The sequence below is a fragment of the Acinetobacter sp. YH01022 genome, assembly GCF_013420235.1.
Lineage (GTDB): Bacteria > Pseudomonadota > Gammaproteobacteria > Pseudomonadales > Moraxellaceae > Acinetobacter.
Genome location: NZ_VOYP01000022.1, coordinates 50,877 through 59,323, shown reverse-complemented (window position 1 = coordinate 59,323; position 8,447 = coordinate 50,877). Strand labels below are relative to the sequence as shown.

8 protein-coding genes and 1 pseudogene are annotated in these 8,447 nt (G+C 38.0%); 7 read left to right on the top strand and 2 right to left on the bottom strand.

Features of this window, described 5'->3' with window-relative positions:
• Together FTT87_RS09655 and FTT87_RS09650 are read left to right on the top strand one after the other, a co-directional pair.
• A partial coding sequence (locus FTT87_RS09655) for a group II intron maturase-specific domain-containing protein (RefSeq protein ID WP_306423183.1) occupies positions 1-242 on the top strand: 242 nt, incomplete at its 5' end.
• Between the two features lie 79 nt (positions 243-321).
• A pseudogene (locus FTT87_RS09650) lies at positions 322-807 on the top strand (IS3 family transposase); the annotation flags it as partial.
• A gap of 121 nt (positions 808-928) precedes the next feature.
• On the opposite strand, the gene FTT87_RS09645 reads toward FTT87_RS09650, so the two are convergent.
• Entirely contained in the window at positions 929-1,195 is a 267-nt protein-coding gene (locus FTT87_RS09645; RefSeq protein ID WP_180174776.1) for a hypothetical protein, read from the bottom strand.
• A gap of 162 nt (positions 1,196-1,357) precedes the next feature.
• On the opposite strand from FTT87_RS09645, the gene FTT87_RS09640 reads away from it, so the two are divergent.
• On the top strand, positions 1,358-1,564 hold the full coding sequence (locus tag FTT87_RS09640; RefSeq protein WP_180174775.1) for a helix-turn-helix transcriptional regulator: 207 nt from the start codon (positions 1,358-1,360) through the stop codon (positions 1,562-1,564).
• Positions 1,565-1,602: 38 nt separating this feature from the next.
• Here FTT87_RS09640 and FTT87_RS09635 read toward each other — a convergent pair whose 3' ends face one another.
• The gene (locus tag FTT87_RS09635; protein WP_180174774.1) at positions 1,603-2,601 is read right to left on the bottom strand and encodes an Arc family DNA-binding protein; all 999 of its coding nucleotides are present in this window, start codon (positions 2,599-2,601) and stop codon (positions 1,603-1,605) included.
• 90 nt (positions 2,602-2,691) lie between these two features.
• Here FTT87_RS09635 and FTT87_RS09630 point away from each other — a divergent pair, with 90 nt between their 5' ends.
• From FTT87_RS09630 to FTT87_RS09615, 4 genes are all read left to right on the top strand, one after another.
• Positions 2,692-2,865: an Arc family DNA-binding protein gene (locus FTT87_RS09630; protein ID WP_180174773.1), complete on the top strand. Its 174-nt coding sequence runs from the start codon at positions 2,692-2,694 to the stop codon at positions 2,863-2,865.
• Between the two features lie 167 nt (positions 2,866-3,032).
• Positions 3,033-4,460: a site-specific integrase gene (locus FTT87_RS09625; RefSeq protein ID WP_180174772.1), complete on the top strand. Its 1,428-nt coding sequence runs from the start codon at positions 3,033-3,035 to the stop codon at positions 4,458-4,460.
• Complete coding sequence (locus tag FTT87_RS09620; RefSeq protein ID WP_180174771.1) at positions 4,457-6,394, top strand: hypothetical protein; 1,938 nt, start codon at positions 4,457-4,459, stop codon at positions 6,392-6,394. The genes FTT87_RS09625 and FTT87_RS09620 overlap by 4 nt, the downstream gene beginning before the upstream one ends.
• The gene (locus FTT87_RS09615) at positions 6,391-8,445 is read left to right on the top strand and encodes a hypothetical protein (RefSeq protein ID WP_180174770.1); all 2,055 of its coding nucleotides are present in this window, start codon (positions 6,391-6,393) and stop codon (positions 8,443-8,445) included. The genes FTT87_RS09620 and FTT87_RS09615 overlap by 4 nt, the downstream gene beginning before the upstream one ends.
• The last annotated feature ends 2 nt before the right edge of the window (positions 8,446-8,447 follow it).

The window sequence follows — 8,447 nt, the reverse complement described above, 5'->3', positions numbered from 1 at the left end:
TATCTGCAATATTCAATCCAATTCTTCAAGGTTGGCAGCAATACTATGGTCGATTCCATGGTTCAGCAATGTCAGCGATCTGGCAACACATGAATGCTTATCTTATACGCTGGATGAGGCGTAAGTACAAAAACTTGGCCCGTCATAAAAGACGGGCTAGATATGCCTTAGGGCGACTTGCGCGTGATTTTCCAAATGCCTTTGTGCACTGGAAAATGGGATGTTTACCATCGGTTGGATAATGGGAGCCGGATGAGCTGAGAGGTTCATGTCCGGTTCTGCGAGGGGCTAAGGGTGAAATTCCCTTGGTCTACTCACCCGTATATTCAAACAAATTCAGGCTGGGTATATACCGCCTTTATTATTGATGTCTTTTCACGAGCAATTGTTGGATGGAAAGTATCTACACGGATGAATACTGACATGGTGCTCGCTGCACTTGAGCAAGCGTTACATGCTCGAGACATGCCAAAGAACGTGATTCACCATAGTGACAGAGGCGTACAGTATCTTTCCATTCGCTATACCAATCGCTTAGAAGCAGCAAATTTACGAGCATCAGTCGGTACGACCGGTGATTCATACGATAATGCTTTGGCTGAAACGGTGAATGGTTTATACAAAACAGAGGTGATTGAATATTTAAAAGCAGATTGGCAAGGTTTAGCGGATGTACAACTTGCGACACTAAACTGGGTAGATTGGTTCAATAAAGAGCGTGTACATAGTGCACTAGGTTATGTGCCACCTTTTGATTTTGAAGCAATGTACTATGATAAGATTAACCCGTTAGGTCAGGTGGCCTAACTTAAATAAAAAGTCTCCGACAAACCCGGTACGGTTCAATTTGCTTAATATAGTCGGCAATGATTGTTTGTAGGCTCAATATAAATTTAGGGAGATGATCATCATCTCCCTTTTATATGGTTTATTCGCTACAGTCGGCAAACATAATTTTAGGGAAATTTTTCATAAAGTGATGTCTAACATGATTGAAGTCACTGAGGTCATTTGGGTTTTTTGAGAAATAATTGACCCAGGCTAAAGTTGCATCTTGATCGTTTAAGTTTGGGTTAACATTCAGAAACAACGCTAAATCAAATGTACGATCAATATTAAATTCTTTGATTAGAGCAACAGCAGTTGAACGAACTTCTTCTGAAACATAAAATTTAGGGGAAAAGTAATTATTCATAGCTGAACTTCCATAGAAAATATATATAATGATGGTTAGAAAGGTTAATTTGTTTTTTAATAGGTTAATATAACCTGCTGTAGGTTATATTTAGCATGATAAATCTGACTTTGCAAGTCAAAATATCTCTCAGTAGGTTGTTTTTTTGGGTTGTGGGTTATTATGATTAGATGTAGGCTGTCGACTTTAATGGGTGAGCGAAAAATTTTAAAGTTAAGTGAAGTGGCTCAGGCGACTGGCATTAACCGTAATACACTTACAAGTCTATACTATGATCGCGCAGTACGAATTGAGCTTTCAGTCGCAGATACTTTATGTAAATATTTTAATTGCACCATGCAGGACTTGTTTGAATATACTCATGAATAAGAAAAAAGGATGGCATTAAGTAAAATGCCATCCTTTTTTTAAAACTTAATAGGATGCTTTTGATATAGCTCGGGATCATTCCAAATCTTCTGAATGTATTCTTTTGCGCCAAAGTCTTGTATGAGTCTTGCTCTTAAAGTATCGAAACCGTCCCAATAATCTAAAGTTCTATCAAGGGATCTATCTGCTAAATCATCTACCCAAGGAATATGATGTAGTTTTTCTGCAATTGTTAAGGGATGAGCTTTTCCAGTCAAAATAAATTTAAACTGCTCTTCTGAGAGCAGGTAACTATATATATTCACCTTAGTTTTGTAATATCGCAACAGCACTTTGGTCAATAAACAAAAATATAATAATGAGTTATATCCACCGACACCATTTACGTCACTGATATGATATGGAGGATAAATAGTTTCAATTGCATAATTTTCATAGATTTTAAGAATAATTAATTGACCAGTTTCCGATAATTCTCGAATAAATTTTATTTCTTTGACTTTAGATTGATTTAAATACTCATTATTAGGATTTGAACCTAAGAGCAGTTTTATATCTTTCTCTAAATATTCATTTAAACGTATAGATTGAATGTCATATGGGGCTTGTTTGCCGAAGAATAACCAGTTGGGATTAGCTGAGGTATGTTGCGCTATTTTTTCCAATTGCCCAAAGGTCGGTTCTAGCTCTGCCCTAAACCATGCTTCAGCTTCATCAGCCGTATGTTCACCGATCTCAAAGGCTAATTCGGCAATTGTAAACTCTCTAAAATGATGAGTTTTTTTTAATTCACTTAATACGAAATTTAAACGCTCAGCCACCACTTTTTTTCGTTCTGTAGGTGATCGTGATCGAAGAAAGTTTTCAACGACTTTTGCAGCTTCAACTTGAATATTGTCGTTCATAACGAATGAGTCATAAAGTCGAGAGGTCGCTTCGGCATTGATAGAGCGTTGATTGGCTTTCGCAGCCGCATCAATTTTATTTTTTAACTCTTCTGGAATTCGAAGGTTAAATTGAATGTCTTTTTTACCCATACATTCCACTGACAGTAGGAATTTTCATACTAGCATTATGCTATAAAAAACGAGTTGACATAAGTGATAGCACATTGCTATGTTAGCATTATGATAACATCTGGTTTATTGCATATGAAACAAACGAATCTACGATTACCCATAGATTTAATTTCTTGGGTGAAACAAACAGCAAAGAAAAGACATCAGTCAATGAATGCTTTTTTAATTACTGAATTGGAGCGATTAAGAGAGGAGGATAAGAGTGAATTGACAAAAAAGTGATTATTTTTATTCGGCAAAAAGTATAAAAGCCCATGTTGGTCGCATGAGCTTTTATGAATGTCTTCATTGGTGATCAGACATTTGTATTTTGATGAATAGGGACACTCTTGTCAATCCTATCTCAAAATCGCTTTTTGCCTGTTTTTTTTAATAAACAGGAGGCTCAAATGAGCACTAAATTTAAAAATGGTCAGTCACGCTATCGGTCCGAAGCTGAAGTTGTGACTCTCACAAAATTTCAGTTGTCTACGTTAACTCAAGCAGTACGTTGTTTAGACGATGCAGAATTTGAAAAGTATGGTGATGTCTATCTAGAATTCCCCGTCATTATTCAAGGGGATGGCAGCGTATCAGAAATTTTTAATCTGTACTTCCTGAAGAAACTAGAGCAAACATTAAATTATAACTTTAAGACCTTTGGATCAATAGCAGATCAATTGGTCGATTTTTTACGCTTCTTGGAAGATGAAAAGCTTGACTGTTTAAAGTTTCATAAAGTGAAACAACTGAATGCAATTTTTAAATACCGTACTCGATTAATAGAGCAGACCAATGCAGACTTGATTAAACCAAGCACCGCTCGTGGCAGAATTAATGCCGCGGTGAATTTTTATAGACTCCTTGTGACAGAAGATTTGGTTGATCATCAGCGTTATGGTATTCCTTTTCAAGATGTCTACAAATACATTGCAGTGGATAATGAATTTGGCGCACGTAGGCAAATGGCAATCAAGTCACATGATCTTTCGATTTGTGTTCCAGGTAAAGCCCCAAACCCTGAAGCTATTATCGATGGCGGTGAGCTGAGACCGCTGATAGTTGAAGAGCAAGCGATAGTATTAAAAGCACTGCAAAAATCATCACGTGAATATCAGTTGATGTTTTATCTTGCACTTTTTACAGGTGCTCGCCTGCAAACGATTTGTACTTTGCGGATTAAATATTTGGTAGAGCGTCAGCCAGATAGTCATGGTTTTATTCGCCTGCCAGTAGGTGCAGGTACTGGCATCGATACCAAGTTTCAAAAGCCAATGACGCTGTTGATCCCGCATTGGTTAGCGCAAGACATTAAAATTTATATCAATAGTGAGCAAGCCTGTTTGCGTAGACAGAAGTCAAACTATGGTGATTCTGATGAAAACTATGTGTTTCTCACAAAGTTGGGTACACCTTTCTATACCAGTAAAGCAGAACAGCAAGAACTGACTGAAAAAATTAAAGCTTCTAATTCATTTAGGACAAAATTTAAACTATATGAAGGCGAAGCGGTACGCAGTTATTTAAAAACAGTGTTGTTACCTAAAATTCACTTGACTGATCCGCAGTTCCAAAGCTTCAAGTTTCACGATTTGCGGGCTAGTTTTGGTATGAATCTCTTGGAGAGTCAATTACAGCATTTACCTAATGGGCATTCTTCATTAATAGCAGTCGAATATGTGCAAGCCAGGATGGGGCATAAGAGTAAGGAAACTACGCTGCAATATCTAAATTATAAGCCACGTCTTGAATGGCGAAATAGGATTCAGCATGAGTATGAATCGAGTTTAATGCAATACGTGATGTCTTCTGTAAATAAAACAGGAGAAGCATCATGAACTTCACTCGCTCTCTTTTATTTGTACATATTTCTGATGTGGGCAGACAAATTATAGAACACGAATGCCTCGTGCTTGTGCTGAAAGATAAAACCGCAGCCTTTGGCTCTAAAATGTTGGATATTGGAGCGTTATTTTATCAAAAAAGAGCATCTAAGAATGTTTTATCCAAACAGCAGTTGTTTGCTTCTTTTGATGACAAAAGACGCTACTTTTTACAATGCCTGACCGATTACCTATTTCAGATGCAATGCGCAGACTTATCAAAAGGCTTGTTTTACTATACATCTAAAATGTTTCTAGATTGGGTGGATCAGCAAAAGAAAGTTTTTGATCTATCGGATAAAATCAGTGTGATAGATGCTTACCAGCGTTACAGTAAACATCTCGTCGATCGGACTTTGCTATCTGATACAGCGGCAGAATATTTAGCAGCCCATACAGCTAAGATTTATCAACGCAATGTAGCTAAGCTAATTGCCTATGTGTTTAACTGTCATGAAGTTGATGTCGTCGCGCAAGCAGTACAAGTGCAGTCACAGAGTTATGATGTTCCTATCTTGCCTCTAGCTGAACAGGATCATCAGAAGACTTATGCCACCTTGTTGAATGTATTTCTAGAAATTCATCGTATCGTTGTGCAGGAGGGAAATTTCCCCGCCCATTTTCAATCGATTGATGATGAAAGTTTCTATTTCTATTCCGGTTTTCATCATCAAACTGAAAAACAGCATATTCAATTTGATATGCAGAGCTATTTAGCCAAATATGCGGTTATCCCAGCTTTTTCCAAAATGCTAGCTGATTTTGAGCTTGCTGAGAATAGTGAGCATAGAAAACGCTTACGTGAAAACCGCAACGAAGCGATGAATAAATTGCGGCAACGCAATGAAGATAAACGGCATATAGAACGTGAAAGACTCGCCTCCTATGGTTTAGTCATTGGCATGCTGTTATTTATAGCACAGACTGGAGCGAATTTAGACACGGCTCAACAGTTACAACTGGAGTCTATGCAAATCCTGCCCTCGACTCAGGGTAGACGATTTTCAGGCACGAAAAGCCGTGCAGGAGGAAAGACGGTACACCCTGAATTTGGGGTTCAATTTGAGCCGATTTTTAGGAAAATTTTGGAACTTCGAGCTTGGTATATTCAAGAAGAGCAGTGTGGTTTTGTCTTTCCACTGCGTAATGAAATTCAAAAATTTGGACCAGTTGGATACGGCAAGCTGCAATTAGTCAAAAGATTTTTAAAGCGTATTTTTCCAAAAATGTTTTGGATTACTCCGCAGCAATGGCGTAAGCACGTCAGTAGTCAATATGTTGAGCTGAGTAATGGTGATTTATTACTCGAAGCTGAAAAAATGGGGCATTCACTCGATACAGCCCGGAATAATTATGCGCGTACTTCATTTAAAGAGGCAGGTCAGCAAATTTCTCAATTCTTTAATGAGCTGCGAGGCGTTGCGGTTGCAAAAACTCGAACTGTTGAACATATTGCTGTGAAAACTATAGATGTGGCTGTTGCTGCTCATTCTTTGCCTGTTGGGAGTTGTCATACACAAATACCACAACCTGAAAAGGCATTAGGTTTTACAGAAAATGCACCAACCCCGAACTGTCAGCAATTCGAACATTGTCTTTTTTGCGCACACTATGCTGTTCATGCCGATGACGAAGATGTACGTAAACTTTTATCACTTAAAACCATGCTGGGGTATGTTAAACAAAAAGCGACCGACTTGCTCAAATGGGAGCAGCAGTTTGGGGTGATATTACACCGCATTGATGAAGTGCTTACTGAACTGTCGAACACTTACGCTACTTTACGAGATCGTATTTTCTCGATTCAAGAAGAGGTTGAAAGTGGCGATTTAGATGCATATTGGCTGAATCATTTTGAGTTGCTTGTCGAGCTAGGATGGGTGTCATGAGTTCCTTTAATTTTTATTTATATGCGATTGGTGCTAAACAATTTTTACCAGATGAGTATCATCTTGAAAATAATCAGCTTACTGTTTCTGCATCCTTTATTCTATCCCGAATGCCAAATGGAGCAACATTGTCTAAATACGGAGATAATATTTGGGACTTTTCACCGTATTTGCCGAATTGCCATTGTAGATTAAATTTTAATACATGGCTTCACAGTGCATGTGAAGATGATTTTCTTTTCTGTCAAATTCGCACAGAAATGAAAAAAATCGCTTTTGCGCTGCTATACGTCAAAACAGGTATGCCGATTATCAAAAGTATTGAAAATCGGCATACTGTACTACGACATTTAGCTGCAATTGCGTATAGAAATGGCTGCACTTTACAGCAATTATTTACAGATGCAGTCTATATTACAAAATTACAAGAAGCGTATGTGGGATTCAGTTTTAGAATTGCTTCATGTCTCAAGGCTTTGCTGAAAGATTGCTTTTCTATACAGCAGCAATACCCTGACCTTATTCCTGCATTTACTGTCTATAAGCCGATTTTGCATCTGGAAAAAGTCATTGCCAAATTGCGGATACAATCTAACAAAATTGGACCGCAAACCAAACTTATTCCATCCAGAATTTATATAAAATTAATCAATGGGTTGTCTGAAAAACTGACTGAATTTAACCAAAATTCATCTGCCTTACAGCAATGGTTTCAGCGCATCCTGCAAGACAAGACTTTTGCTCGTATGCCGGCTGAGTTTAAACGAACACAGCATGCAACGAGTTTTGAAGATGCACGAGACTTATTAGGTTTAACGAAGCTTTTTAAAAATAATAACATTCAAAAACACGCGAATTTAACTCGCTATATCACGTTAATTCAAGGTATAGCGAAGCTTTGGATTCACCTATTTACCGGCATGCGTGACAATGAAGTGAATCAACTGTCTTATGACTGCTATCAAACTGTTCAGAGTAATGAGCATGTTGTGCATGTAATCATGGGGTATACCTCTAAACTGCATGGCGGTGGTAATAAATCGACATATTGGATCACGTTTGAAGATATTCAGTTTGGTGTTAATGCAGCACAAAGTATTGGTGATATCTATGCATTGCTTAATCCGCATTATGATTCTTCTAACCCTACTGAATATCCATTGTTTCCAACAAGATTTTCTCAAAAATATCGACATAAAAAAAATCGGAATATCGAGAAGGAAACGGATTATGTATCACACTTTAACGGAGCACCTATTCGTTCATATTCGAGTTTTAATCATTACATACCTCGAATCCTGTCTGTAGTTGGTGATGATCTACGAATTTGTGAAGAGGACCTGGCGGAATTGGAAACTTTTGATGGTTTCCGCAATTGGCGAGAAGAAAAAGACTGCCAAGTTGGTGAGTACTGGAATATCTGTACCCATCAATTTAGACGTTCGCTTGCAGTTTATGGCGCTCGTTCAGGCATGATCGGACTTGGCGCTTTGTCAGTCCAATTTAAGCATCTAACAGAGTCTATGACGTTGTATTACCGTAATAATGCGGTATTTGCACCAAATATTTTAGTGAGTGACAGTCAAAAAGAGTTTATTCAAGAACTGGAATATCAGCGCTTGGTACATTCTTATGCGCAATTTGAAGAGGGTGTAATTAATAGTGCTGGCCGTTTACTTGGTGGGGCAGGAACCTATTTGCAGCTACAAAAAGACCGCGAGCAATTACTCACAGTATTTCCAAACCGTGATGAAACCATTAAGCGTATGAAAAAGGGTGAAATTGCCTATAAGCCTAGCTTGTTTGGCGCATGTACCAACCCTGATTCTTGCGAAAAAATTTCTTTTACGGCTATTACGAGCTGTTTGAGTTGTGCCCATGCTGTGTTTGATGCAACAAGTGCTGAAAAAATACAAAAAGCGGTTCAGCGACTACAACGGCAGCGAGATATGCAAGTACAGAACAGTCTGCTATACGAGCAAATGGACAGTGATATTTTGGCTTTAAACAAAATGATTCAAAGAATTCAAACGATTAATATTGAGGTGTAAAA

Coding starts and splice junctions, on each gene's coding strand:
- FTT87_RS09645 (WP_180174776.1), bottom strand. CDS start 1,195: ATGAATAATTACTTTTCCCCTAAATTTTATGTTTCAGAAGAAGTTCGT.
- FTT87_RS09640 (WP_180174775.1), top strand. CDS start 1,358: ATGATTAGATGTAGGCTGTCGACTTTAATGGGTGAGCGAAAAATTTTA.
- FTT87_RS09635 (WP_180174774.1), bottom strand. CDS start 2,601: ATGGGTAAAAAAGACATTCAATTTAACCTTCGAATTCCAGAAGAGTTA.
- FTT87_RS09630 (WP_180174773.1), top strand. CDS start 2,692: ATGATAACATCTGGTTTATTGCATATGAAACAAACGAATCTACGATTA.
- FTT87_RS09625 (WP_180174772.1), top strand. CDS start 3,033: ATGAGCACTAAATTTAAAAATGGTCAGTCACGCTATCGGTCCGAAGCT.
- FTT87_RS09620 (WP_180174771.1), top strand. CDS start 4,457: ATGAACTTCACTCGCTCTCTTTTATTTGTACATATTTCTGATGTGGGC.
- FTT87_RS09615 (WP_180174770.1), top strand. CDS start 6,391: ATGAGTTCCTTTAATTTTTATTTATATGCGATTGGTGCTAAACAATTT.